Annotated in this window: 38 protein-coding genes and 1 tRNA gene; 31 read left to right on the top strand and 8 right to left on the bottom strand. The window is 55.7% G+C overall.

The window, feature by feature from the left end; genetic code table 11:
• The first annotated feature begins 151 nt into the window (after window positions 1–151).
• The 4 genes from EKM88_RS05005 to coaA are packed head-to-tail and all read left to right on the top strand — an operon-like array spanning window position 152 to window position 3,862.
• Window positions 152–637 carry a FeoA family protein gene (locus EKM88_RS05005; protein ID WP_125703787.1) on the top strand — a complete coding sequence of 162 codons (486 nt, stop codon included), beginning with the start codon at window positions 152–154 and terminating at the stop codon, window positions 635–637.
• The gene (gene feoB / locus EKM88_RS05000) at window positions 630–2,726 is read left to right on the top strand and encodes a ferrous iron transport protein B (protein WP_164512003.1); all 2,097 of its coding nucleotides are present in this window, start codon (window positions 630–632) and stop codon (window positions 2,724–2,726) included. The genes EKM88_RS05005 and feoB overlap by 8 nt, the downstream gene beginning before the upstream one ends.
• A gap of 20 nt (window positions 2,727–2,746) precedes the next feature.
• Window positions 2,747–2,923, top strand: a complete 177-nt coding sequence (locus tag EKM88_RS04995; protein WP_125703783.1) for a FeoB-associated Cys-rich membrane protein — start codon at window positions 2,747–2,749, stop codon at window positions 2,921–2,923.
• A gap of 15 nt (window positions 2,924–2,938) precedes the next feature.
• Entirely contained in the window at window positions 2,939–3,862 is a 924-nt protein-coding gene (coaA, locus tag EKM88_RS04990; protein WP_125703781.1) for a type I pantothenate kinase, read from the top strand.
• A 754-nt stretch (window positions 3,863–4,616) separates the two neighbouring features.
• Here coaA and EKM88_RS13275 read toward each other — a convergent pair.
• Entirely contained in the window at window positions 4,617–4,760 is a 144-nt protein-coding gene (locus tag EKM88_RS13275) for a hypothetical protein (protein WP_164512002.1), read from the bottom strand.
• Between the two features lie 167 nt (window positions 4,761–4,927).
• Between EKM88_RS13275 and guaA the strand changes: the two genes are divergently transcribed.
• Complete coding sequence (gene guaA, locus EKM88_RS04985; protein WP_125703779.1) at window positions 4,928–6,478, top strand: glutamine-hydrolyzing GMP synthase; 1,551 nt, start codon at window positions 4,928–4,930, stop codon at window positions 6,476–6,478.
• Between the two features lie 190 nt (window positions 6,479–6,668).
• On the opposite strand, the gene EKM88_RS04980 is transcribed toward guaA, so the two are convergent.
• The 6 genes from EKM88_RS04980 to EKM88_RS04955 all read right to left on the bottom strand — a co-directional run bounded on the left by EKM88_RS04980 (window position 6,669) and on the right by EKM88_RS04955 (window position 10,940).
• Window positions 6,669–7,847 carry a tyrosine-type recombinase/integrase gene (locus EKM88_RS04980; RefSeq protein ID WP_125703777.1) on the bottom strand — a complete coding sequence of 393 codons (1,179 nt, stop codon included), beginning with the start codon at window positions 7,845–7,847 and terminating at the stop codon, window positions 6,669–6,671.
• Window positions 7,848–7,969: 122 nt separating this feature from the next.
• Window positions 7,970–8,764, bottom strand: a complete 795-nt coding sequence (locus tag EKM88_RS04975; RefSeq protein WP_125703775.1) for a DUF1828 domain-containing protein — start codon at window positions 8,762–8,764, stop codon at window positions 7,970–7,972.
• Window positions 8,745–9,233: a DUF6978 family protein gene (locus tag EKM88_RS04970; RefSeq protein WP_125703773.1), complete on the bottom strand. Its 489-nt coding sequence runs from the start codon at window positions 9,231–9,233 to the stop codon at window positions 8,745–8,747. Before EKM88_RS04970 ends, EKM88_RS04975 begins: the two co-directional genes overlap by 20 nt.
• Window positions 9,234–9,294: 61 nt before the next feature.
• Window positions 9,295–10,038 carry a hypothetical protein gene (locus EKM88_RS04965; protein WP_125703771.1) on the bottom strand — a complete coding sequence of 248 codons (744 nt, stop codon included), beginning with the start codon at window positions 10,036–10,038 and terminating at the stop codon, window positions 9,295–9,297.
• An 11-nt stretch (window positions 10,039–10,049) separates the two neighbouring features.
• Complete coding sequence (locus tag EKM88_RS04960) at window positions 10,050–10,499, bottom strand: ImmA/IrrE family metallo-endopeptidase (protein ID WP_125703769.1); 450 nt, start codon at window positions 10,497–10,499, stop codon at window positions 10,050–10,052.
• On the bottom strand, window positions 10,500–10,940 hold the full coding sequence (locus tag EKM88_RS04955; protein ID WP_125703767.1) for a helix-turn-helix domain-containing protein: 441 nt from the start codon (window positions 10,938–10,940) through the stop codon (window positions 10,500–10,502). It lies immediately after the preceding gene.
• A 141-nt stretch (window positions 10,941–11,081) separates the two neighbouring features.
• On the opposite strand from EKM88_RS04955, the gene EKM88_RS04950 reads away from it, so the two are divergent.
• Complete coding sequence (locus EKM88_RS04950) at window positions 11,082–11,306, top strand: helix-turn-helix domain-containing protein (protein ID WP_125703765.1); 225 nt, start codon at window positions 11,082–11,084, stop codon at window positions 11,304–11,306.
• Window positions 11,303–11,440 (top strand): hypothetical protein, encoded by a 138-nt coding sequence (locus EKM88_RS13270; RefSeq protein ID WP_164512001.1) that lies wholly within the window; start codon window positions 11,303–11,305, stop codon window positions 11,438–11,440. The genes EKM88_RS04950 and EKM88_RS13270 overlap by 4 nt, the downstream gene beginning before the upstream one ends.
• On the opposite strand, the gene EKM88_RS04945 is transcribed toward EKM88_RS13270, so the two are convergent.
• Window positions 11,437–11,631: a hypothetical protein gene (locus tag EKM88_RS04945; RefSeq protein ID WP_125703763.1), complete on the bottom strand. Its 195-nt coding sequence runs from the start codon at window positions 11,629–11,631 to the stop codon at window positions 11,437–11,439. The genes EKM88_RS13270 and EKM88_RS04945 overlap by 4 nt on opposite strands.
• A gap of 115 nt (window positions 11,632–11,746) precedes the next feature.
• Between EKM88_RS04945 and EKM88_RS13265 the strand changes: the two genes are divergently transcribed.
• The 24 genes from EKM88_RS13265 to EKM88_RS04835 all read left to right on the top strand — a co-directional run bounded on the left by EKM88_RS13265 (window position 11,747) and on the right by EKM88_RS04835 (window position 23,006).
• Window positions 11,747–12,058 carry a hypothetical protein gene (locus EKM88_RS13265; protein ID WP_164512000.1) on the top strand — a complete coding sequence of 104 codons (312 nt, stop codon included), beginning with the start codon at window positions 11,747–11,749 and terminating at the stop codon, window positions 12,056–12,058.
• Window positions 12,059–12,263: 205 nt separating this feature from the next.
• Complete coding sequence (locus tag EKM88_RS04935) at window positions 12,264–12,446, top strand: hypothetical protein (protein ID WP_125703759.1); 183 nt, start codon at window positions 12,264–12,266, stop codon at window positions 12,444–12,446.
• A 64-nt stretch (window positions 12,447–12,510) separates the two neighbouring features.
• Complete coding sequence (locus EKM88_RS04930; protein WP_125703757.1) at window positions 12,511–13,017, top strand: hypothetical protein; 507 nt, start codon at window positions 12,511–12,513, stop codon at window positions 13,015–13,017.
• A gap of 3 nt (window positions 13,018–13,020) precedes the next feature.
• Entirely contained in the window at window positions 13,021–13,233 is a 213-nt protein-coding gene (locus tag EKM88_RS04925) for a helix-turn-helix transcriptional regulator (RefSeq protein WP_125703754.1), read from the top strand.
• A gap of 11 nt (window positions 13,234–13,244) precedes the next feature.
• Window positions 13,245–13,535 (top strand): hypothetical protein, encoded by a 291-nt coding sequence (locus EKM88_RS04920; RefSeq protein ID WP_125703752.1) that lies wholly within the window; start codon window positions 13,245–13,247, stop codon window positions 13,533–13,535.
• On the top strand, window positions 13,532–14,473 hold the full coding sequence (locus tag EKM88_RS04915) for an AAA family ATPase (protein ID WP_125703750.1): 942 nt from the start codon (window positions 13,532–13,534) through the stop codon (window positions 14,471–14,473). The genes EKM88_RS04920 and EKM88_RS04915 overlap by 4 nt, the downstream gene beginning before the upstream one ends.
• Window positions 14,474–14,475: 2 nt before the next feature.
• Complete coding sequence (locus EKM88_RS04910; RefSeq protein WP_125703748.1) at window positions 14,476–15,117, top strand: DUF669 domain-containing protein; 642 nt, start codon at window positions 14,476–14,478, stop codon at window positions 15,115–15,117.
• Window positions 15,118–15,172: 55 nt separating this feature from the next.
• Entirely contained in the window at window positions 15,173–15,976 is an 804-nt protein-coding gene (locus tag EKM88_RS13670; RefSeq protein ID WP_125703746.1) for a DnaD domain protein, read from the top strand.
• 31 nt (window positions 15,977–16,007) lie between these two features.
• Entirely contained in the window at window positions 16,008–16,682 is a 675-nt protein-coding gene (locus tag EKM88_RS04900) for a helix-turn-helix domain-containing protein (protein WP_125703744.1), read from the top strand.
• On the top strand, window positions 16,675–17,091 hold the full coding sequence (locus EKM88_RS04895) for a RusA family crossover junction endodeoxyribonuclease (protein ID WP_125703742.1): 417 nt from the start codon (window positions 16,675–16,677) through the stop codon (window positions 17,089–17,091). The genes EKM88_RS04900 and EKM88_RS04895 overlap by 8 nt, the downstream gene beginning before the upstream one ends.
• The gene (locus tag EKM88_RS04890; RefSeq protein WP_125703740.1) at window positions 17,091–17,693 is read left to right on the top strand and encodes a hypothetical protein; all 603 of its coding nucleotides are present in this window, start codon (window positions 17,091–17,093) and stop codon (window positions 17,691–17,693) included. The genes EKM88_RS04895 and EKM88_RS04890 overlap by 1 nt, the downstream gene beginning before the upstream one ends.
• Window positions 17,690–18,007 (top strand): hypothetical protein, encoded by a 318-nt coding sequence (locus EKM88_RS04885; protein ID WP_125703739.1) that lies wholly within the window; start codon window positions 17,690–17,692, stop codon window positions 18,005–18,007. The genes EKM88_RS04890 and EKM88_RS04885 overlap by 4 nt, the downstream gene beginning before the upstream one ends.
• Complete coding sequence (locus tag EKM88_RS04880; RefSeq protein ID WP_125703737.1) at window positions 18,007–18,291, top strand: hypothetical protein; 285 nt, start codon at window positions 18,007–18,009, stop codon at window positions 18,289–18,291. The genes EKM88_RS04885 and EKM88_RS04880 overlap by 1 nt, the downstream gene beginning before the upstream one ends.
• Entirely contained in the window at window positions 18,288–18,479 is a 192-nt protein-coding gene (locus EKM88_RS04875; protein ID WP_125703735.1) for a hypothetical protein, read from the top strand. The genes EKM88_RS04880 and EKM88_RS04875 overlap by 4 nt, the downstream gene beginning before the upstream one ends.
• Window position 18,480: 1 nt before the next feature.
• A complete protein-coding gene (locus EKM88_RS04870; protein ID WP_125703733.1) occupies window positions 18,481–18,732 on the top strand; it encodes a hypothetical protein in 252 nt (83 codons plus the stop codon).
• Window positions 18,725–19,006: a hypothetical protein gene (locus tag EKM88_RS04865; protein ID WP_125703731.1), complete on the top strand. Its 282-nt coding sequence runs from the start codon at window positions 18,725–18,727 to the stop codon at window positions 19,004–19,006. Before EKM88_RS04870 ends, EKM88_RS04865 begins: the two co-directional genes overlap by 8 nt.
• Complete coding sequence (locus EKM88_RS04860) at window positions 18,999–19,289, top strand: hypothetical protein (RefSeq protein ID WP_225418438.1); 291 nt, start codon at window positions 18,999–19,001, stop codon at window positions 19,287–19,289. Before EKM88_RS04865 ends, EKM88_RS04860 begins: the two co-directional genes overlap by 8 nt.
• A complete protein-coding gene (locus EKM88_RS04855) occupies window positions 19,276–19,509 on the top strand; it encodes a hypothetical protein (protein WP_125703729.1) in 234 nt (77 codons plus the stop codon). Before EKM88_RS04860 ends, EKM88_RS04855 begins: the two co-directional genes overlap by 14 nt.
• A gap of 2 nt (window positions 19,510–19,511) precedes the next feature.
• Complete coding sequence (locus EKM88_RS04850) at window positions 19,512–19,871, top strand: hypothetical protein (protein WP_125703727.1); 360 nt, start codon at window positions 19,512–19,514, stop codon at window positions 19,869–19,871.
• The gene (locus EKM88_RS13260) at window positions 19,868–20,017 is read left to right on the top strand and encodes a hypothetical protein (RefSeq protein ID WP_164511999.1); all 150 of its coding nucleotides are present in this window, start codon (window positions 19,868–19,870) and stop codon (window positions 20,015–20,017) included. The genes EKM88_RS04850 and EKM88_RS13260 overlap by 4 nt, the downstream gene beginning before the upstream one ends.
• Window positions 20,018–20,099: 82 nt before the next feature.
• The gene (locus EKM88_RS04845; RefSeq protein ID WP_125703725.1) at window positions 20,100–20,516 is read left to right on the top strand and encodes an ArpU family phage packaging/lysis transcriptional regulator; all 417 of its coding nucleotides are present in this window, start codon (window positions 20,100–20,102) and stop codon (window positions 20,514–20,516) included.
• Window positions 20,517–20,644: 128 nt separating this feature from the next.
• A tRNA-Ser gene (locus EKM88_RS13255) sits at window positions 20,645–20,719 on the top strand.
• 168 nt (window positions 20,720–20,887) lie between these two features.
• Window positions 20,888–21,712, top strand: coding sequence for a terminase small subunit (locus tag EKM88_RS04840; RefSeq protein WP_125703723.1), 825 nt, complete (start codon window positions 20,888–20,890; stop codon window positions 21,710–21,712).
• A complete protein-coding gene (locus EKM88_RS04835; RefSeq protein WP_125703721.1) occupies window positions 21,666–23,006 on the top strand; it encodes a PBSX family phage terminase large subunit in 1,341 nt (446 codons plus the stop codon). The genes EKM88_RS04840 and EKM88_RS04835 overlap by 47 nt, the downstream gene beginning before the upstream one ends.
• Window positions 23,007–23,042 lie beyond the last annotated feature (36 nt).

Raw genomic sequence — 23,042 nt, 5'->3', positions numbered from 1 at the left:
CAGCTGGCTGGCCCGCGTCTGGTGGACAAACAAGAAAGTCGCGCACTTAACCCTGCGCGACTTTTTTGTGCCAAAACCCACACAGCCGGGAAAGAAAACGCTACAATAAGGGGAGTGATTTAGCACAGTCTTGCACAAAGGAGGGGACACCGTGACCCGTTTAGTTGACGTTGAACGCCCAAGCAGTTTCATCATTATGGCTGTGACCGGCCGGCCGGCTCTGGTGCGGCACCTGGCCGAAATGGGGCTGTTGGCCGGCAAGCGGCTGACCGTGATCCAAACCGCCCAGCAGACGGCGGGGATGCTGGTGTACTTCCAAGGCCAGCGGCTCGCCATCTCAGATGAGATCGCCACGCAGATCAACGTGCAGCCACTCACACAGTTTGAGGACGCTGTGCTCGAACCACTGGCCGCTTTACCCACCGGGGCGCGCGCCATTGTCGGCCGCATTGAGGGCGCCGGCCAGCTGCGCCAGCGCCTGCTGGACATGGGCCTGACCCGCGGCACCCTCGTGCACCTCGTCAAGGTGGCGCCGCTGGGCGATCCCTTGGAGCTGGCCGTACGCGGCTACAAGCTGAGCCTGCGCAAGGCAGACGCGGCGGCCGTGCAGGTCGAACGGGTGGCTGCCGATGCCTGAGTTGACTGTCGCCTTAGTGGGCAACCCCAATAGTGGTAAAACGACGCTGTTCAACGCCTTGACCGGCGCGCGCTTGGCCGTCGGCAACTGGCCCGGCGTCACCGTGGAGCGCAAGGCCGGTCGGCTCAAAACCGCGCGTGACGTCATCCTCCAAGACCTCCCCGGCACCTATTCGCTGTCGCCGTACTCCAGCGAGGAGCTCGTCACCCGCGATTTTTTGCTACAGGAACGGCCGGAAAAAGTGATCAACGTGGTTGACGCCACCAACCTGGAGCGCAACCTGTACCTGACGCTGCAGGTGATGGAGGCGGGGCGCCCGCTGGTCATCGCGCTGAACATGATGGACGTCTTGGCCAAGCAGCAAAACCGCCAGATCAACCTCAAGAAGCTGGGCTACGCGCTGCAGGTGCCGGTGATCGGCATCAGCGCGCTACGCAAAACCAACCTCGATACGCTGGTCGCCACTGCCCAGCAGCCCGGGGCCGGTCAGTACCCGTACCCTGAGTACGACCCGCGCGTGGAGTCGGCCATCAGCATGATCGCCGCGCAGCTGACCGCGTATCCTGAGGCGGATCGCCGCTGGTACGCCATCAAGCTGTTCGAGCGCGATACTCAGGTGCAGGCGCAGGTGACCCTGACGCCGCAGCAGCAGGCGGACATCGAGCAGACCATCACCACCGCCGAGCACCTTTTTGCCGACGCGTCCGACAGCATCATCGTCAACGCGCGCTACGACTTCATCGCCCGCGTCATCGCGATGAGCGTCATCGACCAGGGCGATTTCGTGGAATCCGTGTCCGACCGCATCGACCGGGTCGTCACCAACCGCTGGCTGGCGCTGCCGATTTTCGCCGCCGTCATGTGGGCCGTGTACTACGTGTCGATCCAAACCGTTGGCACGCTGGGCTCCGACTGGCTCAACGACACCGTGTTCGGGGCCTGGCTGCCGGACGCCGCCACGCATGTGCTCAACGCGTGGGCGGTGGCGCCGTGGCTGCAGAGTCTGATCGTCGACGGACTGATCGGCGGGATCGGCGCGATCCTCGGCTTTTTGCCCCAGATCATGATGCTGTTCCTGTGCCTCGGGGTGCTGGAGGACTGCGGCTACATGGCGCGCATCGCGTTCGTCATGGACCGACTCTTCCACCGCTTCAACCTGTCCGGCAAGGCCTTCATCCCGATGCTGATCGCGACGGGGTGCGGCGTGCCGGGCATCATGGCGACGCGCACCATCGAGTCCAGCCGTGACCGCCGCATGAGCATCATGCTGACGACCTTCATGCCGTGCTCGGCCAAGCTGACCGTCATCGCGCTGGTCGCTGGCACCTTCTTCCCGCACCAGTCGTGGGTCGCGCCGAGCGCCTACTTCATCAGCATCCTGGCCGTCGTGTGCTCCGGCATTTACCTGAAAAAAACGCGGCTCTTCGCCGGCCCCCCAGCGCCGTTCGTCATGGAGCTGCCGGCCTACCATCTGCCCAAAGCGGCCAACCTCGCGCGCAGCGTCTGGCAGCGCGCCGCGGCCTTCGTCCACAAGGCGGGCACCATCATCTTCCTGTCCTGCGTGGCGCTGTGGTTCCTCGCCAACTTCAACTGGCGCTTGCAGATGGTGCCGCAGAACCAGAGCCTCCTGCGCACGCTCGGCAGCCTGCTCGCCCCGCTGTTCATCCCGCTGGGCTTCGGCGACTGGCGCGCCACCGTCGCGACCGTGGCCGGCCTGATCGCCAAGGAAAACTGCGTGGGGACGATGCGCATCGCCTTTGGCCCCGGGAACTTCGGTGACGCCCTACGTGCCACCTACGCCCCGATGGCCGGCTACGCGTTTCTCGTGTTCAACCTGCTGTGCGCGCCGTGCTTCGCCTCGATCGGCACCATGTACAAGGAGTTCGGCGACGGCAAGTGGACCTGGTACGCCGTGGGCTACCAAACCGGCGTGGCCTACCTGCTGGCGGTCATCGTCTACCAGGCCAGCCAACTGATTGCCGGCACCCTGACCCTGTGGGGCGGCGGGTTCCTGCTTGTCGCGCTGGCACTCATCGGCTACGGTCTGCTGGTCAAGCGTGAGCGCCATGACGCCCCGGTTTTGGCCTAACATTCAAAGGAGAGATGATTATGATGGCAACTGTGATTCTCGCGATCGTCATCGCGGCGCTGGTTGGCGTCGTGGTGTACAATCAATTTTTCAACCAAGCCAAGAAGGGCGCTGGCTGTTCCAAGTGCTCGGACGTCGGCTGCCCGTTGTTCGACCAGGCCCAACGCATCCAACAAAACAACCAAAAACACGCCTAGAGGTAAGTGCTCACCATGGAATCCCTCATGAATTACTACCAGTTCAGCCGCGGCGAGTGGTCGACCTTTCACGCCCACAACTTCGCCTCCGTCTCGGACGCCGAGCTTGAAAGCCTGCGCTCCCTGAACGATACCATCAGCATGGACGACGTGAAGGCGATCTACTCGCCGCTGCGCCACCTGCTGCACATCCGCTACCGCGACTACCAGCGCGCCGAGTTCGACCTCAGCGAGTTCCTGGACGTGCCGCACCACACGCACCCGTTCATCATCGGCATCTGCGGCTCCGTGGCCGTGGGCAAAAGCACCACCGCGCGCCTGCTACAGCTACTGCTCGCCCGCGCCTACCCGGAAAAGCGCATTCAGCTAATCACCACCGATGGCTTCCTGTATCCCAACAAGGAGCTCGTGCGCCGCGGCATTTTGAACCGCAAGGGCTTCCCGGAAAGCTACGACATGAACCTCCTGATCCACTTTCTGAACAACGTCAAGAACAACTCCGGCACCGTGCGCGCGCCCAAGTACAGCCACCAGATCTACGACATCGTGCCCGATGAGGAAGAGGTGATCGACCACCCCGACATCCTCATCGTCGAAGGCATCAACGTCCTCCAGCTGCCGAGCCAAGAGCCGATCTACGTCTCCGATTACTTCGACTTCTCCGTCTACGTCGACGCCGACCCGCAGCTGATCGAGCAGTGGTACCTCGAGCGCTTCGGGATGCTTTTGGACACCGCCTTCACCGACCCGACCAACTACTACTACCAGTACGCGACCGGGGACCGCGAGGACGCCTTCAACATGGCGCGCCAAGTCTGGCACGACGTCAACCTTAAGAACCTGACCGAGTACATCCTCCCAACCAAAAACCGCGCTGACATCATCCTGCATAAAACCGAGAATCATGTCATCGACGCGGTGTCGCTGAGGAAGTTCTGAGGCCCAGAGCGCAGGACTCGCGGGCTTAGCGGGACGGATAGCCTAGCCACCGCCGTTGAGCCCCGAACTTGGGCTCGATGGTGGTGGCGTCGCTATACGCGCCCGCGTTGCGAGTCCGGAGCTCGACGATGTGACGTATCCCTGCTAGGGTCTGCTTGCCGGGCCAGACCGTGAGACTTCCGGCTCCGGCAGGGGGCGGCGGAACGCGTGGGGCTCCCCCGAGCCAAAGAGCGGTCTCGGGACCCGCCCGTGCTGTAGACCGGCAAAAACCGCCGGCCAACAGCACCATCACGCTGGCTCGCCCCCTGCCTCCGCCTCCAGCCTCACGGTCTGGCCCTCCGTTTTGTGGTCGCGGATGACATTGACTAGTCTCTTTTTTGAGAACAGCATGAATTGAGATTTTGGCCAAGATACAGAGTTGGCTAGAAATGTCTCAGCGGTGAGTGATGAGGCTTCGTGCAATAGGTGGGATGAGCGGAAAGTCTCACGACAATTGTGAGACCTCAGTCAGTCCTTGTGTCTTCATTTATGTGGGCTCAAAACTGGTGAGTTCTGATCCTAGCGCATGTTTTAAAATATCTGCGTAGCGCGTCTTTCGAGATTTGTGGGTCGCAAACATAACCATTTTAGTGGATGCCTGGGTTGTTCATAATCGGAGTCCGGGAATTTAAAACACACCCTAGCCACGACACCCAAAACGCCCCCCCGCCTTGTATGCCCCCTCAGAAGTGGGGCGCGCAAGGCGGGGTTTCTCTCAACATCCAGTTACAAATACCAGCAAAAATGGGGCCACGGCCAAGGCGATGGCCAGTCCCACTGCGACTCGGCGCGCGCGGCGTCGGTCGAACGCGAACAGGGCGAGGATCACGACCCAACAAAACGCAAAATATCCCAACATCGGCTAGCCCTCCTGTCATTTAACAGTATAATAGAGAAGGCATTGGTGCGCGTCATTCGGTTTTGGCTTTAATGGAAGCTTAGAATGAGGCGCTTCTCAGACTGAATTGACCAATGGCGCAGTTTTCAGTATCATAGGAATATTAAAATTAAGGAGCGTGGCAAAACGTGGCTAAGACGACCCAAGACTATGACAAGATCATCGTCCTCGATTACGGCAGTCAATACAACCAACTGATCACGCGGCGCATTCGTGAGTTCGGCATCTACTCCGAGCTCAAGCCGCACACCATCACCGCAGCAGAAGTGAAGGCAATCGCGCCTAAGGGGATCATTTTCTCCGGCGGCCCGAACTCCGTGTATGACGAAGGTGCCCTGGGCGTGGACGACGAGATCTTCAACTTGGGCATCCCGATCCTCGGCGTGTGCTACGGCATGCAGCTGATGGCCCAGCGCCTCGGCGGCCGCGTGGAGCCCGCCACCAACCGCGAGTACGGCAAGGTCGACATCACCGTCACCGACCCGACCGCAGCCGTGTTCAAGGACCTGCCGGCGAAGCAAACCGTCTGGATGAGCCACGGCGACCTCGTGCGTGAAGCCCCAGCCGGCTTCCGCGTCACCGCCACCTCCGACAACTGCCCGATCTCCGCCATGGACGACGATGCGCGCAAGTTCTACGGCATCCAGTTCCACGCCGAAGTCCAGCACACCCAGTACGGCCACGAGATCCTGCACCATTTTGCCTTCGACGTCTGCGGCGCTGAGGCCAACTGGAACATGGGCGACTTCATCGAACAGCAGATCGACGCCATCCGCGCCGAAGTTGGCGATAAAAAAGTCCTGCTCGGCCTCTCAGGCGGGGTGGACTCCTCCGTCGTGGCCGCCTTGCTCAACAAGGCCATCGGCAGCCAGCTGACCGCCGTCTTCGTCGACCACGGCCTGCTGCGCAAGAACGAAGCCGACCAAGTCATGGATTCCCTCGGCAAAGGCCTCGGCGTCAACATCATCAAAGTCGACGCTGCTGACCGCTTCCTCGGTGACCTCAAGGGCGTCACCGACCCCGAGCAAAAGCGCAAGATCATCGGCCGCGATTTCATCGAAGTCTTCAACGCCGAAGCGCGTAAGCTGGACGGCATCGAGTACCTCGCCCAAGGCACGCTTTACACCGACGTCGTGGAATCCGGCACCGACACCGCCCAGACCATCAAGTCCCACCACAACGTCGGCGGCCTGCCAGAAGACCTGAAGTTCAAGCTGATCGAACCGCTCAACAAGCTGTTCAAAGACGAAGCCCGCGAGCTCGGCGAGAACTTGGGCATCCCGCACGAACTCGTGTGGCGCCAGCCGTTCCCAGGCCCAGGCCTCGGCATCCGCGTCCTCGGTGAAGTCACCGAAGACAAGCTTGAGATCGTCCGCGAATCCGACGCCGTCCTCCGCGATGAAATCAAGAAGGCCGGTCTGGACGAAAGCATCTGGCAGTACTTCACCGTCCTCCCAGGTTTCCGCTCCGTCGGTGTCATGGGTGACGGCCGCACCTACGACTACACCATCGCTATTCGTGCTATTACCTCGATTGATGGGATGACCGCCGACTTTGCCCGGATCGACTGGGAAGTGCTGCAGAAGATCTCGGCCCGGATTGTTAACGAGGTGGGGCACATTAACCGCGTCGTTTACGACATCACGTCCAAGCCACCTGCTACCGTGGAATGGGAATGAGCCGGCCCTAAATAGATAACACGCTAGACCCCGCACCACGCCTGCATTGGCGCGTTGCGGGGCCTTTTTTGCTGCTTTTCCGAGTTCCATCAAATCCAATTAAAAACAGTTAAAAACAAAGTGATTCGTGGGAGATTCCGTGGGAGATTTTGAATTTCGAAAGTTCCCACATGATATAACCTGAAAGTTATTATTTGGTTAATGAACTGATGAACCCATCAATGCCTGAATAGACGTTCAGGCTGGCCTCTTTGCTGGCCCGGGTGTAGTCTGCGGTCATCTGCAAATTCTTGTGCCCAAGGTAGTGCATGACGTCAATTTGCGGCTTCTCACCGGCGATGGTCGTGGTGGCAAAGTAGTGGCGCAATAGGTGAGGGTAAACCTTGATGTCGCATTCATCGCTGACGGCGCGCTCAAGGCGGCCAATGTAATCAGGGTAGAAGGGGTTACCATTTTCGCCCAGCCACAACCAGTGCTTGTCAGACTGAATATGATTGCGCTGGCGCAGGTTGTCCGCTGTCAGCATAGCGAACTTGAGCCGCTCGACTAGTGAACCGAATACCCAAATCGTGCGATACGATGACTTGGTCTTAAGCGGCCCGCCCGTGAGCGTTGTGGGCGTGCGTTGCAAGTCAATCTTGATGGCTGCCTGATCGCGATTATTCACTTCGTCATGAGTGATGGTGATGGATTCGTTGCGGAGACCCATAACCTCACCGCGGCGCAGGCCGAGCGTATCGACAAGCACCATGGTCATCTCATACTCATCGAGCATCTCGGTGGCCTGTTTGAGCCATTTTTGAATCTGGTCATTGCTGAGCTCCTTGCTACGGGCTTCCTTGCCGCCGAGCTTCAAGCCGCGCAGCCGGTTCTTGTCGATCACGTCTTGATTCTCAGCGTCATTCATGATGTTCTTCATGATGCTGTCAATCGTCTTGATGGTTGACGCAGCCAAGCCCTTGATTGCCAATCCGTCCAAGTAGGCTTGGTACTCGCTACGTGTGATCGTGGTCAGCTTGCGATTACCGAATGCTGGCTTAACGTAGCCCTTGTAGTAGTTCATCTGAGCGCGCCGGGTTGATTCACGCCAGTCGCCGAGCTTGAGCTTTCGCTGGACAAGCTGCTGATGATACTGATCCACGGTGATGTTCTGGTTAGTGATGGGGCCGACCTTGCCATTGGCGAGATCAGATTCGAATTGCTTGAGATCACGATCAGCATCTCGCCAGAAGAGCTTGCCTGATGTTTGCCACTCGCGGCGCTTGCCCATTGCATCCGTGTATGTACGGCGCGCCCCGTAGCGTGTTCCTTTTTGAGTTTTGTATTCGTATAGGCCGGTGTGGCCCTTGATTGGTGTCCATTTTGGCATCAGGTAATCCTCCGATTGTCTAGTATATGGGTGGCAATAGACTTGCCATGGTGGGAACGTATGTTCTTTTTAGCTGTGAAAGAAAGGCCTCCGAAAGGGGGCCGGTAATGCACTAAACGCTGTTATGCGGCATTTGTCAGAATTGATGGGTCTTTCTTGACATCTGTGAAACTGTGAATATCGAAGGGATAATCTGAATCTTCCACCATTGCATCAAGGACAGGCTTGTTTGTCAGAGCCTTCTTTATGTCATTCAAGATGACGATGTACTTAGCTTTCCGTGTACGACTAGCGAGGTTTATATCGTAGTTTGCAATTTTCATATTGTTGAGATTGTTCGGATATGAAATTGTGCGGAGTAATTTCTGATTTCCATCTGGAACTGGAATAGAGAAATCAAAATGAACTGCCAACCCCTGTGAACTAGGGATTAAAATGCTTGGCGTGTAGAGAATTCTGTTTTCGTCAAGCAAGTCCCTGACGTCATCGACGAAAGAAGCCTTAACGTTGGCTGGTGCTAGGAAGGCCAGATCATTCGCTCGCATAATTGCTAGTAGAAGGCGATGCTTAGCCTCCGGAAAATCGTTAAGCGTTGTGTGGATGGAAATTTCCTTGGTTTCAAAGCTGATGTCAACGCCGAAGCTAACCGATATTTCATCGAGCAGTCGACGCCGTGTCGTTGCACGCTTGGAAAATGAAATACCCATTGATTCAAGATTGTCAATCGTCCAGCCATCATCAGTAATAACGATTTTTCCCGACTTCAAAGACTGAGCGTAGAGCACGATGTCGTCGAACTCAGAGTCGAGAAATGGCGTCTCGATCTTCACCACGTCACTGCTTAGGTCTGAAAAAGTATACTTGTCACGCAACCATGAAAAATAGGTCTTTTCGAGTTCAGATGCTGTCAGTGCCATTTCGCCGCCTCCTTTTTACGTTAGTATAGTCGAGAAATGCATCGAGGGCATCGGCTAGATTATTAAGATTTGGAAAGTCGCTCTTCTCTAATGGTGTAGCAAAAAACTTTGCATGCTTTTCAGAGCTGACATAAATGTGAATATGATCGCCGGATATGTGTGTTCCATCTGGGTTACTGTGACCAGTGCCAACATCCAGACGAAGCAGATGCATGTTGTTCTCTATAAAGCGTAGGTGAATGCTGTAACGGTTTTCAAATTTGCCGACTCGGATGTGAAGGATATATCGAATCTTATCAACGTCGCCAATAACTCTCTGGTTGTCATAGTTTGTTTGACCCAGAAAAAGTGAGGAAGAAACATCTTGGTACCACTGGTCAAACGATTTAATCGTTGAGGGATGTTTAAGAGAGTGCATGACTTCCTCAATTTCAGTGTCACTCAAATTGTCTAAATCATATTTTGCCAAGTGTTTTCGTCCTTTCCGCACTCTTTTTGTGGGACGATGTTCCGAGACCGGGCCGTCTTACTCAGTAGTGTGAGATGAACCTATTACCAACCTTGAGGCTGGTAGGGAGCTTGCTGGTCAGTTCTTGTTCAGAAGCTTTGTCAAGTTCTGCTAGTGTCGCTAGCGCCAGCTTACCCGAGTGTTCCGCCAGTGCTTTTTGATCATCTTTAGGTAGCGACATTGCCGCTGTCTTGGCCTGTGCGGTTACTAGGTGATCAGCATCGATTGTGATGCTATCGATGTATGTTGCCCAAGTGAAGGCCTCATTTGGGGTGCCGTTCTTGGTCGGATTACCGTTTTCGTCGAGCGTGCCGTCTGCGAAGCCTTGATCTTCCTTAAGCCTGGTGGCAATCGTCTCGTTGATGGTTTTCAGTTCTGCCTGGACCTTCGGATCCACGGAACCCTTGGCTTTAATGGTGACTTTCTTCTTTGTGGTCTTGTGCCCACTCAACTTGGCAGTGATAGTGACTTTCTTATCCTTTGCCTTTGCCTTGACCTTGAGCTTGAACGTACCAGACTTGCCGACTTTTACGTAGCCGAGTAAGCCAGCCTTGACCTTAGCTTTTGGGGTGGTTTTGCCTGTGACGTATGCTTTGTTTGATGAATCCGGATAGAAGACCGTTGAGGTAAGCTTAACCTTCACCTTCTTCTTCGCGGCCATGACCACTTGTGGCTGTGATGTGTCAGTGGTAGCTACTGTCGCGATTACCGCACCCACGGCAATCACCGCAATAGCGGCAAGGCGAAATAGTTTATTGATTCGCATGTTTTTTCCTCCTAGTAAATGATGAATCGCTCATACTCCTGTGGTACTCCAAAATAATCGAGAATATCTGTGCGAGACATTCGTAGTAGCGTCTCGTGATCCAACTGCTTGAGCAGATACCGAAAGGCAAACTCGTTTGCCTCACGTTCGATAGTGGGGATGAATCCACCGTGCATGCTGCGCCGCATGAATGGGGTGCTCTCGGTAGGGTGCATCACGCAGTGTCCCAGCTCGTGCGATAGAACATACTGGCGAAATGGATCATCGATGGCGTCGGCCAAGAAGATGGTAGCGCATCGGTTACTCATGATGGACTGCCCGTACATACCATCGGGCAGTTCGTGGGGTACTACATCAATATCGAGCGCACGGCAAGCGTCGGCTGGCTCAGCTGATTCCCAAATACGGGAACGCTGAACGCGGCGATAGGTTGCATCGGCGCGGTCAGTTGCGTAAGACATCTACTCACTATCCTTGTCCTCGGTATTCCGGTACTTCTTCGGCGTGAACTTTTTCTTGGCCTTTTCTTTGTTGATCCGCAGGCCCATTTCTAGGATGTCGCGCATCGATTGTTTTTGCTCATCGGTGGCGGGTTCGCCATAGAAGTTGACACCGGTGTCGGAATCAAGGCCGTCGATGATCCGCTGAGCTTGCTCGGCAATATCGAGCTTCTCTTTCCCAGATAACGAGTAGTAATTGGCTTTTTCAATATTTCCGAGCAAGTAGTCAGTTGAGACGTTGAAAAGCTGGGACAGCCGAACCAGGTCGTCGCCCTTTACGCCACGGCGATCATTTTCCCAGCTGGTGATCGTACTTGCGCTAACGTTCATTTTCTCAGCCAACATGGGTTGGCTCATTGAGTGCTTTTGCCTGAGTTCAGCAATTCGTTGTCCAGTAGTCATAAGGACACCTCCACGATTAGTATTATATGTTGTACTCATAGTAAGGGAAATGAAATTTTGACGATTTGTACATAATCAACTTTACTTGTACTAAATGTGGGTGTACTATATGTACATAGACAACCGCAAGGAGGTGAGCAGATGAAATTGCAAGAGGCCCGAATCGCTGCAGGCTTGACGCAAGAAGAACTCGCAGCACGATCGCATCGATCAGTATCAATGGTGCAGTCGATTGAAAATGGACGCCGTGACGGATCAACTAAAACACTAATGGCCTTTGCAGAGGCGCTCGGTACGACGCCGAATGTTCTTTTGTATGGAGTTGACCACACGAATCGTACAAGTGGAAAGGAGGTTACACGATGAACGAAAAGTCAGAACGTTCTATTCAAATCGAGATTCTAAACAAGGCTAACGCAGAACTTGATCACGCTTTTGAAACTAAAAACTCCGCAATGGTTGCAGCCATCGCGGAGCTGGTGAAATCAGTCAAAGACTAATCTTTCTTAAAAAATTTGCCGTCGCGGTAATCAACCGGCGACAAATTACGGACTGTGTAAACGCCGTGTGAGACGTTTACTTCGGTGAAAATCTGGCGGTAAGCATTCGTCACGCTTTCGGGTGTTGACAGCTTGCCAGCAGTAATCAATCCAAGTACCAAGTCGCGAGCTACTTCATCAGCTCTTGCCATCGCTTATCCCTCCTTTTACTAGGATGGCCTAAGTATAGCAGCGAATTGGTGAAGATAGTCAATTTTGAAAGAACGAAAGATGAATAAGCATGCAAGCAACTGAGGAGGTATCACGATGACAAAGAACGAAGCGGCAGATCAAGTCGAAGTCCTTGAGGTTGCCGGTGAAGTCGTCGGCCAAGTGATTCAGAAAGATACAAAAACACTGCTTATCCGTCGGGGCTTTATCATCTGGCAGGAAGAGTGCCAGGAGTTAGTCCTAACTTCGGAAGCAGTGTTTGTGTCACGCGAGCTCGTAGAGAGTTGCTATTGGGTAAAGTTAAAGCCAACCACGCTGATTACGGAAGCCGTCGATATCGATGACGGCAGACAATTGATTTGCAAACTCTTGGACGTGCACGGTCGCATCGCTCGATCCGACAAATAGTTCAACCCGATGCACCAGGTAATACGGTAACTTAGGGTCAGCATTGGCTATCACATCTCCACGTGCAGGAATGGCTGGTAACGCAACCGTTTCTAAGCGCCGACCATTAGAAACCAGATGGCACTGCATCATATAATCACCTCCTTCCAAAGGCGATTATCTCACATGTCAAAGAGCGAATGATTTGCTTGAAAGGAGAACGACCATGAAAACGAAAGACCTGATCACCAAGTACGAAGAGATTCACGATCATCTGCAAGACGACTATGCCACAGCGATGGCGCACGGCTTCATGATTGAGGCTGCGGGATTGCGAGCACGGACGGACCTGCTTCGCATGATGATTCAGGATCTACAAAATGAGTTCCGCGGCAGCATCAACAACTAGCCTCAACTATGAGGCGCTGGGGCGTCCTGCGGGGATGCTCTGGTAGACGAAAGGAGTGAATCATGTGGTAGACAAAAAATACTCGCAGCAGCTGGCGCTGGCGATTGATGGCTCGACGCTTAACCGAAAGCAGTTGGCCAAGCGCACGTATATGGCTGAAAGCACCGTTGGCAAGCATGCGCTGGGCCAGCGCGCAACTGATCACGAGAAGAAGCGAGCCTTTGCCGCTGTGCTCAAGTCAGCGTGGCTGGCGCTCTCATCGGCGCGATCCGACTTCGGCACCCTCAGCTTCGCGGACAATCCGCGCATCAAGCATGACGCCTTTGCGGCAACGCGCGAGGCGGAGAAGGAAGAGCACGAGCGCCAGCAGATCTGGCCGCAGTTCAGTGATGCGGCTATCGTGCCCAGGCGAAGTCGCACTCGGCCAGAATCGGAGCTGGTCGATCGGGGTCTCAAGGAATACGCCGAGGAAATCGGGGCGGAATTGACGGCCTTTATCACGATGGCCGAGTACGCCGAGGTGGATCCGCAGAAATACATTGATGACTTCAACAAGCGGTTAGGAGGATAGCCCATGCAGGAAGCAACTAAGATGCGCCGCTCGACTGGCGAGCTGATCACGCAGACCGAAGCCGCAGATATGATTGGCGGCGTCACGGTGTTCTCACCTAATTGGTACGACTTGATCTCAGACCCATCATTCCCACGCCAGCACCACCTGACACCGACATCGCGCCGCGGTTACTACAAGCGCAGTGAGATTCAGACCTATATCGACAACATCTAAGGAGGCATACCATGATCACAGCATTCAATAACTGGATTGACCGCACGATCGCAAACCATCCCAAGCTAGCCGACTTCTTCCTGTACTTTGACGATGAAGCCGTAGATCCAGACCACGACCCGGCGGAGACCCGCGAGTTTTGGCAGGACGACAAAAAAGCCCCAGCGGCGGCCACCGCGGGAGATCAGAACCTTAATTCAAATATTTACTCTCTCAGTGTAGCACGCGCCGCTAAGAAGCGAAAGGCCGCGATGTGGCAAGACGTCAACGCGCAGGCCGCCAAAGGGAGGGACGCACGATGAAGGTAGTCGTTGCGCAGCGTGCGCAGATCAAGGTGCCTATCCTGCTGATGGGTGCCAGTGGCTCAGGCAAGACGCTCAGCGCTTTGCTGATCGCCAAGGGGATGCTAGAGAAGATGCAGCCAGACGATGATGACGCGAAGCACTGGGGCGCGATCGGTTTGATTGACACCGAGCACCAGCGGTCGAGCCTGTACGTCAACACCGAACATGACGGCGTGACGATCGGGAGCTTCACCAAAGTGGACTTGGAGCCGCCGTTCACCGCCGACCGTTATCAGGAAGCGTTCACCCTACTCAAGCAGGCGGGGTGCCGGGTGGTCATCATCGACTCGACCTCAAGTGCTTGGAGCGGCGTGGGCGGTATCTTGGCCAAGGTCGACGAGTATGGCGGCCAGCTGGGCGACTGGAAGAAGGTCGGCCCTGATCAGCAGAAGCTCCTGCAACTGCTGACTGGCAGTGACGTGCACGTGATCGCCACCGCCCGGAGCAAGCAGGGCATCGAAGTCACGCGCACCGAGACTGGCAAGGTACAGGTCGAGAAGGTGGGCTTGAAGCCCGAGATGAAGGACGGCACTGAGTATGAGTTCGCCATCACGTGGCAAATCTATCAAGACCACATTGCACAGGCCATGAAGGATAACAGCAGCCTGTTCAAAACGCCGCAGGTACTCAATCGCGAGGTCGGACACAAAATCATCGCTTGGGCTGAGCTCGGCGTTGACCTAGCCGCGCAGGAGCATGAGCGTCGCGTGAAGGCCAATGAGGCAATCGTGAAGCTGACGCTGGGCAACCAGCCGCTGCTGGACGCGCTGGCTCAGATTCAGATGCAATACGGCCAACAGCTGTCTGCCTGGACGCTTGACCAACTGACGTACACATACAAGTACCTGCGCGCGATCCAGAAGGCGGCGCAGGCAAACAACCCACAGGAGGCGTAACTATGAGTTTTACATTTGATGCAAGCAACACGGGGATCAAGCCCCTCGAAGACGGCGAGTACGAAGTTTACCCAAGTGCCTGGGCACTTGAAGAAGCCAAGACGACCGGCAACCGCATGATCCAGATGAACTACACGGTGCGCGGGGATGTCCAACAGGCGGGGCAGGGTGCCGAGGTTCGCTACGACAACTTCGTTCTGGTGGATTCGTCTATGTGGCGGGCCAACGCGCTGACGGCAGCCGTTGGGGGCTTCTCTGACCGCTATGACTTTGGCTCCGCCGAGAACTGGGCCGAGATGATGTTGGGCCGCCCCGTGCGCGTCCGCGTTGAACAGACCGTGCAGAACAATGGTAAGACCTACCCCGAGGTCAAATTCTTCATGCCGAGCAACTTCCCACAATTGCAGGAACAGCCACGCGTGAAGCACCACCAAGCTGGTGGCCAGCAGCCGGTCGCCGCGGCGCCGCGCCCGACCTACGCAGAGATTCAGGCGGCTAACCAGCGGCGCGCGGCTGCTCCGGCCGGGGCACAGATGCCACCAATGCCGCCAATGCCACCGATGGCCCCGAACCCGCCGGCACCGGCAGCGCCGTTTGTCGCAGGAGCCTCTGTTGACATCAGCGATGACGATCTGCCGTTCTGATGGGGGATGCTGCATGACACAAATACGAGATAGCGGGTAAGGGGGTGGAAGCCGTATGGATCTATTCAAGCTGCTTCGAGAGTTCTACGTTCGACAAAGCGTCAATCCGCTAAGCACAGGACAGATAGCGTTATGGCATGGGCTGGTGCATCAAAGCAACCAGCTAGGCTGGCCAAGCGAATTCAATATGCCGAACAGAACACTCGAAATGTTGACTGGTTTAAGCCGTCAGGGCATCGTCAAAGCCCGGAACGCGCTAAAGCAGTCAGGGCTGATCGACTTCCAAACCAACGGCGTCAAGGCAACCACGTACCGGCTGGTCGACATCGCCAGTACGTCAGATAGTAGGCAACAAAGTAGGCAAGATAGTGTACAATCTGAAACCAGTATGGCAAATAGTGGGCAACCTAGTAGGCAACACAGTAGGCAACCTAGTTTACAAGGTAGTAGGCAACACAGTAGGCAACCTAGTAGCACATACACTAAACAAGACAAGACTAAACCAGACGAGACTAAACGAGACCTAAAGGCGTTGTTGTTGTATATGCATACCACGCCCGCGAACGAAGTCGACCTCACGGAGGCAGAGCGCGGCGAGTGGAATACGCACCTGCAACCGGCACTGGATTACTACGCTGCCAACATCGGCACCCTGACTGTGTCGGTCAAGGCCAACATCGACAGCTGGGTGCGCCAGCTTGATCGCGACTGTGTTGCCAAGGCCATGCAGATCACTGCGGCCCATGGCAAGGAGTGGGCGTACACTGACGCAATTCTCAAGAACTGGCTGGCGGACGGGGTGCGCAGTTATGCTGACCTCACCGCCCAACAGGTAGGCTTATCGGCTAACGGCGACTAGCCAGCCAACAATGCACGCAAGGAGGCGCAGGATGAGCGCAAAAGAACTGCATGTGGGAGATACATGTACCGTGACCGGGTGGAACCCGGGACTTGGGAGTGATGCGAAGCCGTGGCCATCGTTTACTGCTGTTATTGTCAAAACCGCATACGAGCGCACGCTACTGGTTGACGTCAGCCGAGCACCGGAGCTCAGCCGAGAACTCAAGCGGCTGACGCTAACGGGCCGGGTGATCGTGCCGCGCAAATGCGTGAGCGAGCGTGCCGAGGTGGCCCCACCCGCCAAAGCATTTGCACGCCAAGGGCAGGCTCGTGGCAGGTCGCGCGATGGCGTCAAGTGGACGTCCGAGTCAGCCCGGGCAAGGCGGAAGGCTTTGTCTGAGCAGATGCTGGTGTTGTATCGCCAAGGCATGTCGCAAGGGCAAGCTGCCAAGCGATTGGGCAAGCGACCGGAGACTATTTGGCGCGCTAGTCGAGAGTTCGGAATCGGACAGCCTGTGCGCTATGCCGCAAGGGCCATCAAGCTCAATGGCGAGACCACGTATTACGAGCACAAGAAGGCAGCCTGTGAGGCTTATGGCTTGTCCCTGAGCCGAACCCTGCCAGGCACTAGCTTTGAGGTGCCTGGGGCACTGGTCGAGTTCGGCAGCTGGATTGAGTTCGAGGGTCAGTACCGCACGTTTAGCCAGGACAAGGACAATGACTAAGCTCATCGTGCCGGGTGACCCGGTGCCGCAAGGGCGGCCGCGCGTTTATCATACGCGATACGGCGTTCGTGGGGTCGACCCGGCGAAGTCACGCAGCTATAAGCAACTGGTTCAGCACTATGCGCGTCAGCAATGGCATAGAGACCCGTTGTCTGCCGCTTTGCGGGTAAGCCTGACCGTTTACCGGCCTATCCAGCGAAGTGGCGCACGCGCTCAGAAAATAGCAAAGAAGAACGGCACCATCCGTCCGACCGTGAAGCCGGACGTGGACAATTACTACAAGGCGGTATCGGACGCACTGACAGGGATAGTCTGGTGCGATGACAATCAGATCGTGGAGATCGCCGTGGCCAAGTTTTATGACGATGGCGATGGCCCCAGGGTCGAAATTGAAGTGGAGGAACTGTAATGACATATATCAAAATCAGCACGAGCACGGCTAATATCGAATTTCGCTATAAGACAGACACACCAGCGCACGAGAAGGCGTTGCTGAAAATCGTTGCGATGCTGGGGGATGACGCATCCCCTGCATCACCACTCGACGGGGGAATCCTGGCACCGTTGCTGGCACCGGCGGATGCATCCCCGGCCGATGAGGCCGAGGTGGTGGACGACATCCCCTACCAGCCGCTCAGCCGGCCAACCATGACGCCAGACCAGGTGATGGACGCAGTCACGTCCTTGCGGAAAGGGCTCGCCCGCGGCCTGGCCCCGGCGCCGGAGATCAGTCACAAGCCGATTCACGTTGATCGCGTGAAGACAGACCTAGAGTGCGACCAATGCGGTTTCACCACGATCACCAAGGCGTCATACGGCTGGCGGTTCATCCGCTGCCCGCAGTGTGGCAATCGGTTGCGCCTGAGCGCCGCCAGTGATCTTGGCTTTGGCCATCCAGACGATCAGGGCAATTACTACAAGGCGCACTACCACCTGCGAGATGACGATGACGCAGCCTTTGAGCGTGAGCTAGAAGCACGTGAGGCACAGGCAGAGGAGGCAGAGGCATGAGCACACGACGCGAGTACCTGCTGATGACCACCAAGCACACCGGAGACAACCGCCACCCTGAGTTCTGGGGCACCCGCACCGGGGATGGCCAGCCGCGCAGCTGGTCCGGCTACATGACTGACCCGATGTTTGCGGAGCTATACACCATCGCAGAGATCAAGATGCACTTTGATCCAGCTGGACTGTACCCGTTGATGCCGTTCGACACACCCTTCGGTCAGGTTGAGCTATACACCCCGGAAGGCTGGGATGAGCACACTGACCCTGATCAGATTTTCGTCATCAGTGTGCACGACCTCAAGGGGGTGCTCTGATGGGCATCAAGATCAGCATCGACAAGTATCAGATCATCCAGACCAGCCCGTACCAGTACACTGTTGGTCAGCCATATACGGACAAGACCGGTACCGTGGTTGTGCAGCAGGCCCACTATTTTCCGAAGATGAGCATGGCGCTCGACTACGTGCGGCAGAAGCTGGTACTGGCCGAGGACATCAAGACACTGGACGACTTCAACGCTGCCAACAACAAGGCGCTTGAGGCGATGATCTTCTGGGTCGGCACCACACCACTCAAAGACATGGAGGTGCCGCGATGACATACAGACAAGTGATCACCGGACTGCTGGTGGTATTCCTGCTGATCGCCACGCTCACCTTCATAGCGTTCATGATGGGGATGATCTGGGACGCCATCTGGGGCGCGCTGATGTGCAACCTGATGGGGATGCTGTTCGCGAACACTGGCATCTGCTGGATCGCAGAAGAGATGGAGGCCAGGGGATGATATGAAAACCAAGGCAAACAATGAGCTTTTGTCGCTGGCTGCTGACAAGTTGGAGAGACGAGCCAAGGAGTTCTCCAAGCTCGGTTGGGAAATTATCGAGGACGATGACAACTGGGACCCCTGGATGACGGATGACGACCAAATCAAGCTCGATGACATCTTAGCTGACTACCGTGTTCTGTTGGGGCAGGTAATCAAGTCTAACGGTGAGCTGCTTGCCATGATTCAAACATTGGAGGCAAAGCATGACTGAGCTGACTGAGGAAGAGAAGCGTTACAACGAGCAGTGGATGGCATGCTTCGACGCCGACAACTACAAAACCATCCGGTTGCTTTATCGGGACGAAGTGATTCAGAAGTATGGCACGGCCAACTCAAGGTACACCGATGAGGAAGACGCAGAGAGCGCATTCTTTGTAGCTGCGGTTAAGGGCATCACCGTTACGAGCGTGGTGGTTGGGTCAAAGCGATACAAGCGGATAAATGGCAAGATTCGGCGCATTGCCGACTGGAGGAAAGATGATTAGCTTAGCGGAACGATTCAAGGCGGGGTTCACCCTTGGCCACGGAATTGAAACTGACGAGATCCTGCTCGATGAAAAGCGGACTCAGGGGCATGTTCTAGCGTTTCTTTGCTACGACGCCAACATGTACCCGGCGCCAGACATCAGTACCTGGTCTGCATTAGCCCGAAGCAAAGTGCTGGACTCAGTGCGCCGACACACCAACGCAGTAAATGCCGAGGTGTGGGTGGACAGTGTGAAGGTGAAGGACTACATCGAAGGGGGAAATAGCGGTGACACTGATTAAGTTAGACAGCGGCGTGATCGTGAATACTAGCTTCGTTACGGCGCTTGACGGTGAACCCGAGCACGGGTATCACGTCTGCCTTGATGGGCATGACGGGTTCAGTATCACCCCTGCTGACCGCGGCCGCATCATTGAGGCAATGGGCGAGGAGTACACCGAGAACAAGAAACGGGCTAGTGAGGTACTGGGTGAAATGGCAAAAATGGATAGGTGGTATTGACGATGACAGAGACAAAGCAAGACGTGTTCGAGGCCGTTGTTGAACAGCGAATGAACACAGCAAGGGTGGTGCGTATGCCAAATTCAAAAATTGACGAACTGCGGAATTCCATGCTTGCCCGTTATGCCGCAGCCGCAGACGCACCGCGCCCTGACTACGACATCCACACCGACTTGGATGGCGACCAGTACCAGTTACTTACTGGCCGTGAGTTAATCGCTGGGTTGGCCGATGACGCGATGCAAGACGAACAGCTGGGCAACTCTTACCGCAATGTGCTGGCCATCGTGCCGAACCGGAAATACAAAGCCTACCTTGACAGCAACGCTGGTTCGCTCAACGGCGAGTGGGAGGAAGTATGACTGACCGCATGCGCAGCATCATAACTCGCCTCGCATGGCTGATAGTCACCGCAATGGTGATCTACGCCACGTGGCTGCTACTCAAGCGCTTTGCACCGGTGCCGGTCGCGTGGTTCGAGCTATTATTCCATCTGATGTTCCACTGATACAAAAAAATAGCGCGCCCCGTAAGGCCCGCTATGATCACTTCTGACAAATCTGATTATAGCATACGGGGTGGCGAGGTTGATGGGACTTGTACCAGACATTCAAGAGCAGGCAAGCCGCGACAATGCGCGGGCAGTGCTCAAACAGTATCGTAGATATTCGCGCATTGTAGGACGGCCACTTGTTGACATTAAGTCGCCATCGTTAGACGGTATGCCCCGCACGGCTTCGTTTGAGAACCGTACTGAGGCGAGGCTGGTGGAGGGGTTTAACGCCCGCGATGAACTGACCGAGATTCAGCGTGCAATGGGGTGGCTTTCGTTTCAGGAATACTGGGTGCTTTATTACTCATACTGTACGCCTGAACCATTATTAACAAATGAGATTGCCTCACGTGTCGGATTGGCAAGTGACGATTCAGTTGACTACATTAAGCGCAAGGCGCTGATGACGTTTGCCGAGTCGTACCGACATGGTGCGGCGTTAAAATTCACTTAATTGTCCGGACAGAGTGCCCGTTTGTTCCGGTATAAGTACCCCAAAAGCTCAAGAATCGGCATTAAACTGGTAATGTGCCAAAGTGAGAGCTGCGGCGCTCGGTTTATCCAGCCGAACCCCTTGTAGGTGTGATCATAGCTTAGCGGCAGAGCGGCGCGCAGAATTGCGCGAACACGGCCCCGGTTCGACTCCGGGTGATCACCTAGTGCTTCGGCACGAGAGTTTTGTTCTAGCGACGGCCGGCGGAAAACGGCAACGTCCCAGCATATACGCGGCACCGAGCCTGTTGGCGGCGGTGCTTTTTGTATGCTGTCGTGCTGGAAACGAAGAAGCGATAAGGCAGCGAACTCCGGGAGGTGTGGTGATATGTAATGGCGCAGGAAAAGCAAGAGCAAGCTCGAATGGATTATGAGTCAGGCATGAAGTACAAGGATATTGCTGCGAAGTACAATGTCTCACTCAACACGGTCAAGAGTTGGCGTGCACGAAATGGCTGGGCAAGGGGTGCACCCGAAGCAAAAAAGGGTGCACCCGAAAAGCAGAAAAGGGTGCACCCGAAAACGGTGCCTAAAGCCGTGACCGAAAGCGACGCCACAGACAAGCAGAAGCTATTCGCAATGCTGTATCTCCAGCGATTCAACGGAACCTGGGCGTATATGAAAGCCTACGGTGTTGATGCCGAGACGGCCAGAGCCAGCGCGCCCAGATTGTTAGCAAATGTTAGCGTCAAGCGAATCATTGATGAGCTCAAAGCCGAGCAGGCCGCCGAGCTGCATATGACGCAGATGGACGTGCTGCAAGACTTAGCGAAGCAGGCACGAGCAGACATAGGTGACTATGTCGAGTTTGGGTCAGATGCTGTGGTGGAAATCAAGGATGGGGAACCTACCGGGATCACCTATCAGGTCGACCGGGTTCATCTGAAAGCCCAGTCAGACGTGGACACGTCGTTGATCAAGTCCGTGGCGATCGATAAGGGTTTCGTGAAGCTGGAGCTTTACGACAAGCAGAAGGCCATGGACATGCTGCTTAAAAACCTGCCGAATGCGGCTGTGACTCGCCGCGCCAAGGCTGAAGCTGACCTGGCCGAGTACAAGCGTGACCTGATGACGGGCGACGGAGACACCACAGAGGGGACGGTAATCATCGATGACATCGGATCAGGCGACCAAGCGGAAGACGACCATCAAGATTAAGCTGTCTGACATGGTGCAGCCGCACTTCTATCCGTTTTGGCGATCGCGCGCGCCGTACTCGATCCTGAACGGCGGCCGTGGTAGCTTCAAGTCTTCTACCGTGTCACTAAAGATCGTGACCAAGGTCAAGCGGCTGACGCAGGCAGGTCATAAGGCCAACGTGATCTGCATCCGCGAGAACAGCAAGTACCTGCGCGATTCGATTTACAAGCAGATCGTCTGGGCGCTAGATATGCTGCACATGACAGATGAGTTCGAGTTCCGGGTCTCACCGATGGAGATCATCCATCGGCGCACCGGCAGCACGTTTTACTTCTACGGCGCTCAAGACCCGAACAAGCTCAAGTCCAACACCGTGCGTGACGTTGTGGCCGTCTGGTATGAAGAAGCGGCGAACTTCACCGGGCCGGAAGTCTTTGACCAGGCGAACCCGACGTTCATCCGCCAGCGCTCGCCATGGGTCGATCACGTGGCCGTGTATTACACGTACAACCCGCCCAAGAGCCCGTATGAGTGGATCAATGAGTGGATCGACAGCCTGCGCGGGGATGATGACTACTTCATCGACACTAGCACTTACCTCGATGATGAGCTTGGGATCACCGATGAGCAGACACTCAAGCTGATCCAGAAGTACAAGGACAACGACTTTGACTACTATCGCTGGTTGTATCTCGGCGAGGTTGTCGGCCTCGGAACAAACGTCTACAACATGAACCTGTTTCACTTGATACAGGCGGTGCCAGATGACGATGAAATCATGGCCTTGGCGTTCTCGGTCGATACCGGGCACATGCAGTCGGCGACAGCCGTATCAGGCTATGGTTTCAGCGCCAAGGGCAACGTCTACGTCTTGGACACCTATTACTACTCACCGGCGCGCCAAGTCAACAAGAAGCCGCCGAGCGAGCTTGTGAAGGATATGCACGCCTTCCTGCTGAAAATCAGTGCCGCCTATCCGGACGCGCCGATCATCAACAAGACGATCGATTCGGCTGAGGGTGCGATCCGCAACCAGTACAGTCACGACTATCACGATGACTGGCACCCGGTGGCCAAGGCCAAGGAGGCTGACATGATCGACGTGGCGCAGGACCTGCTGGCCCAAGGCCGCGTCTATGTCATCGATACCTCGGGCAACGGGATCTTTATGGATGAGCACCGGCAGTATCAGTGGGATGAGAAGACCATGGAGTCAAGCGACCCGAAGGTTATCAAAGAGAATGACCACACGTGCGACGAGTTCAAATACATGTGCTTGGACAACCGCCGCCGGTTAGGTCTCAAACGCTAAGGAGGTGGCGCCTGTGGGCCTCATCGACAAGATTCG

It is taken from the genome of Lacticaseibacillus daqingensis (assembly GCF_003946115.1).
Taxonomy (GTDB): domain Bacteria; phylum Bacillota; class Bacilli; order Lactobacillales; family Lactobacillaceae; genus Lacticaseibacillus; species Lacticaseibacillus daqingensis.
This window is presented reverse-complemented; position numbering and strand designations above follow the sequence as displayed.

What these genes read in the sequence shown, in the direction of transcription:
- feoB (WP_164512003.1), top strand. Translation starts at nt 630, where the DNA reads ATGCCTGAGTTGACTGTCGCCTTAGTGGGCAACCCCAATAGTGGTAAA.
- EKM88_RS04995 (WP_125703783.1), top strand. Translation starts at nt 2,747, where the DNA reads ATGATGGCAACTGTGATTCTCGCGATCGTCATCGCGGCGCTGGTTGGC.
- coaA (WP_125703781.1), top strand. Translation starts at nt 2,939, where the DNA reads ATGGAATCCCTCATGAATTACTACCAGTTCAGCCGCGGCGAGTGGTCG.
- EKM88_RS13275 (WP_164512002.1), bottom strand. Translation starts at nt 4,760, where the DNA reads ATGTTGGGATATTTTGCGTTTTGTTGGGTCGTGATCCTCGCCCTGTTC.
- EKM88_RS04980 (WP_125703777.1), bottom strand. Translation starts at nt 7,847, where the DNA reads ATGCCAAAATGGACACCAATCAAGGGCCACACCGGCCTATACGAATAC.
- EKM88_RS04975 (WP_125703775.1), bottom strand. Translation starts at nt 8,764, where the DNA reads ATGGCACTGACAGCATCTGAACTCGAAAAGACCTATTTTTCATGGTTG.
- EKM88_RS04965 (WP_125703771.1), bottom strand. Translation starts at nt 10,038, where the DNA reads ATGCGAATCAATAAACTATTTCGCCTTGCCGCTATTGCGGTGATTGCC.
- EKM88_RS04960 (WP_125703769.1), bottom strand. Translation starts at nt 10,499, where the DNA reads ATGTCTTACGCAACTGACCGCGCCGATGCAACCTATCGCCGCGTTCAG.
- EKM88_RS04955 (WP_125703767.1), bottom strand. Translation starts at nt 10,940, where the DNA reads ATGACTACTGGACAACGAATTGCTGAACTCAGGCAAAAGCACTCAATG.
- EKM88_RS04950 (WP_125703765.1), top strand. Translation starts at nt 11,082, where the DNA reads ATGAAATTGCAAGAGGCCCGAATCGCTGCAGGCTTGACGCAAGAAGAA.
- EKM88_RS13270 (WP_164512001.1), top strand. Translation starts at nt 11,303, where the DNA reads ATGAACGAAAAGTCAGAACGTTCTATTCAAATCGAGATTCTAAACAAG.
- EKM88_RS04945 (WP_125703763.1), bottom strand. Translation starts at nt 11,631, where the DNA reads ATGGCAAGAGCTGATGAAGTAGCTCGCGACTTGGTACTTGGATTGATT.
- EKM88_RS13265 (WP_164512000.1), top strand. Translation starts at nt 11,747, where the DNA reads ATGACAAAGAACGAAGCGGCAGATCAAGTCGAAGTCCTTGAGGTTGCC.
- EKM88_RS04935 (WP_125703759.1), top strand. Translation starts at nt 12,264, where the DNA reads ATGAAAACGAAAGACCTGATCACCAAGTACGAAGAGATTCACGATCAT.
- EKM88_RS04925 (WP_125703754.1), top strand. Translation starts at nt 13,021, where the DNA reads ATGCAGGAAGCAACTAAGATGCGCCGCTCGACTGGCGAGCTGATCACG.
- EKM88_RS04920 (WP_125703752.1), top strand. Translation starts at nt 13,245, where the DNA reads ATGATCACAGCATTCAATAACTGGATTGACCGCACGATCGCAAACCAT.
- EKM88_RS04915 (WP_125703750.1), top strand. Translation starts at nt 13,532, where the DNA reads ATGAAGGTAGTCGTTGCGCAGCGTGCGCAGATCAAGGTGCCTATCCTG.
- EKM88_RS04910 (WP_125703748.1), top strand. Translation starts at nt 14,476, where the DNA reads ATGAGTTTTACATTTGATGCAAGCAACACGGGGATCAAGCCCCTCGAA.
- EKM88_RS13670 (WP_125703746.1), top strand. Translation starts at nt 15,173, where the DNA reads ATGGATCTATTCAAGCTGCTTCGAGAGTTCTACGTTCGACAAAGCGTC.
- EKM88_RS04900 (WP_125703744.1), top strand. Translation starts at nt 16,008, where the DNA reads ATGAGCGCAAAAGAACTGCATGTGGGAGATACATGTACCGTGACCGGG.
- EKM88_RS04895 (WP_125703742.1), top strand. Translation starts at nt 16,675, where the DNA reads ATGACTAAGCTCATCGTGCCGGGTGACCCGGTGCCGCAAGGGCGGCCG.
- EKM88_RS04890 (WP_125703740.1), top strand. Translation starts at nt 17,091, where the DNA reads ATGACATATATCAAAATCAGCACGAGCACGGCTAATATCGAATTTCGC.
- EKM88_RS04885 (WP_125703739.1), top strand. Translation starts at nt 17,690, where the DNA reads ATGAGCACACGACGCGAGTACCTGCTGATGACCACCAAGCACACCGGA.
- EKM88_RS04880 (WP_125703737.1), top strand. Translation starts at nt 18,007, where the DNA reads ATGGGCATCAAGATCAGCATCGACAAGTATCAGATCATCCAGACCAGC.
- EKM88_RS04875 (WP_125703735.1), top strand. Translation starts at nt 18,288, where the DNA reads ATGACATACAGACAAGTGATCACCGGACTGCTGGTGGTATTCCTGCTG.
- EKM88_RS04870 (WP_125703733.1), top strand. Translation starts at nt 18,481, where the DNA reads ATGAAAACCAAGGCAAACAATGAGCTTTTGTCGCTGGCTGCTGACAAG.
- EKM88_RS04865 (WP_125703731.1), top strand. Translation starts at nt 18,725, where the DNA reads ATGACTGAGCTGACTGAGGAAGAGAAGCGTTACAACGAGCAGTGGATG.
- EKM88_RS04860 (WP_225418438.1), top strand. Translation starts at nt 18,999, where the DNA reads ATGATTAGCTTAGCGGAACGATTCAAGGCGGGGTTCACCCTTGGCCAC.
- EKM88_RS04850 (WP_125703727.1), top strand. Translation starts at nt 19,512, where the DNA reads ATGACAGAGACAAAGCAAGACGTGTTCGAGGCCGTTGTTGAACAGCGA.
- EKM88_RS13260 (WP_164511999.1), top strand. Translation starts at nt 19,868, where the DNA reads ATGACTGACCGCATGCGCAGCATCATAACTCGCCTCGCATGGCTGATA.
- EKM88_RS04845 (WP_125703725.1), top strand. Translation starts at nt 20,100, where the DNA reads ATGGGACTTGTACCAGACATTCAAGAGCAGGCAAGCCGCGACAATGCG.
- EKM88_RS04840 (WP_125703723.1), top strand. Translation starts at nt 20,888, where the DNA reads ATGGCGCAGGAAAAGCAAGAGCAAGCTCGAATGGATTATGAGTCAGGC.
- EKM88_RS04835 (WP_125703721.1), top strand. Translation starts at nt 21,666, where the DNA reads ATGACATCGGATCAGGCGACCAAGCGGAAGACGACCATCAAGATTAAG.